Here is a 1,863-nt window from a genome sequence, read left to right on the forward strand (position 1 = left end):
GAGGTAGCGACGCTTACGTGTTAGCACGGCTTGACTTAATTGTGCGCCTGATAGGTTAGCTTGGTTTAGTAGAGCAAATTGAAAGCTAGCTTCTTGCAAGTAGGACTGTGATAAATTAGCGCTTTGTAAATTAGCACATTGTAAATTAGCATGATATAAATATAAGTCTGATAAATCTTCACCACTTAGATCCCAACCACTGAGGTCAAGCAGGCCTGATCCTTCTGGTCCGTGGGCTTTGTTAATTTCATTAATAACATCTTGTCTTGTTTTTTTCATACTTTAATTTTCCTCTATATAATTTATTAGCCATGTATTTGTTCAAGTACAAATAAAGAGAGAGGGATACAAGCTTTACTATAAAGTAAAGGGTTTAATAAACCACTTGAGTTAGATGTAATTTATTCAAGATAATAATAGATATTTTATATATTATCAATTTATTTTAATTGATTTTTTACATTATTAAATTTTATTAATTAGATTAAATTTTTTATTTTTTTACTTTTATTAAAAGTAAATGTATAAATTATGACTTAAGAAGGGATGAGAGCGCCTCTCTCATTATGAACTTCATTACCTATAGCACTAAGAGTGGCTAAGTTAGTCAGAGAACCTCCATGTCGATTAAAAAATATGTCTGATAAATTGGTGGATTGAACAATACGTTGTTTAGCTTGAGTGTGTTGAGATGCATCAAAAAAAATATTTGGCAAGCTTGCAGTACGAGCTCTTTTTCGAGTATTTTTTTGTATGGTCTCGAGGAACCAGCTTTTACAATTTTCATCAAACTGTTGAGGATCATCGAGTGTATTTTGAATATATTTTGCTTGATTTAAGCCAAGTGTTGTTAGGTGTTGATAGCAGTTGTTAAACGTTTCAGGATCATCCAATGCTTTTTTCACATTTTCCGTTGAGGCTAAATTATATTTAAATAAAATTAATCGACAAACCACATCAAATGCTGAGATTGATCTTGTTTTTCCATCTGCTGTATCCAAAAAATCTTCTAATAAAGGCGCTTTAAATAATAGTTCATCGCTAAAAATCCAGCGATTATAAGATACTCTATAGTCATCTGCTATTTGGTAAGATTTAAAGTTCTCAGGCAAATATAGAATTCTTAATAAGGCAAAAATATCCAAATCCTGTTTTTCAACTTCAAATAAATCAGAAAATGGCAGATAAGACCGGGTCCCTTTTATAAAAGGCAGCGTTCCATCAATCTCTTCCGATTCCCCGTAATCTATTAAGTGAACATTACTGTTTTTATCTATACAAATATTTCTAGGCTTTAGGTCCAAATGTGCATAGCGAATTCCTTTTTTTGAATAGGTGCCTGCATGAAGATGATGCACTGCGTATGCTATTTTAATCGCTAACGTATATTGCTGCTCTTTGGTGAGAGTGTTTTTCTCTAAATATTTATTTAGTGGAGTGCCCAAAAATTGAAAAATTTGATAGTCTCTACTGTTATATTTAAACGTTTTTTTTGCTTTTCCCAAATCGAGTGCAATTTCACTTTATTTAGAGTGTAAATGAATTTTTAAAGGCTCTTTAATCGCCCACATTTCTCCATTTTCTGTTTGCGCAAATGTTACTTGGGCAAAATTCCCTTCTCCGAGTAGCTGACCATTTGACTTTACATACACTTCTCCATCATTGCTGACTAAATAACCACAAGAAAAAATAATCAATAAAAATGTGCAATCTGACAGTCTGATCAATCAGACAAATGTTGTCAGATGATTTAAGCTTGTCAGATCATATCTGGAGTTTTACAACTAATAGTGAGTTAATAAGCGGTAAAGTAGACGGTTGATTAGTCAAGGACGATCCTAATGTACGAGAGATGTGCACATG

Annotated in this window: 3 protein-coding genes; all 3 read right to left on the reverse strand. The window is 32.6% G+C overall.

The window, feature by feature from the left end; genetic code table 11:
• A partial coding sequence (locus C200_RS12750) for a pentapeptide repeat-containing protein (protein ID WP_033923806.1) occupies nt 1-279 on the reverse strand: 279 nt, incomplete at its 3' end.
• A 257-nt stretch (nt 280-536) separates the two neighbouring features.
• Entirely contained in the window at nt 537-1,505 is a 969-nt protein-coding gene (locus tag C200_RS14630; protein WP_016211903.1) for a protein kinase domain-containing protein, read from the reverse strand.
• An 18-nt stretch (nt 1,506-1,523) separates the two neighbouring features.
• Nucleotides 1,524-1,727: a hypothetical protein gene (locus tag C200_RS14635; RefSeq protein WP_052133291.1), complete on the reverse strand. Its 204-nt coding sequence runs from the start codon at nt 1,725-1,727 to the stop codon at nt 1,524-1,526.
• Nucleotides 1,728-1,863: the final 136 nt, after the last annotated feature.

The organism is Piscirickettsia salmonis LF-89 = ATCC VR-1361 (genome assembly GCF_000297215.2).
GTDB classification, from domain to species: domain Bacteria; phylum Pseudomonadota; class Gammaproteobacteria; order Piscirickettsiales; family Piscirickettsiaceae; genus Piscirickettsia; species Piscirickettsia salmonis.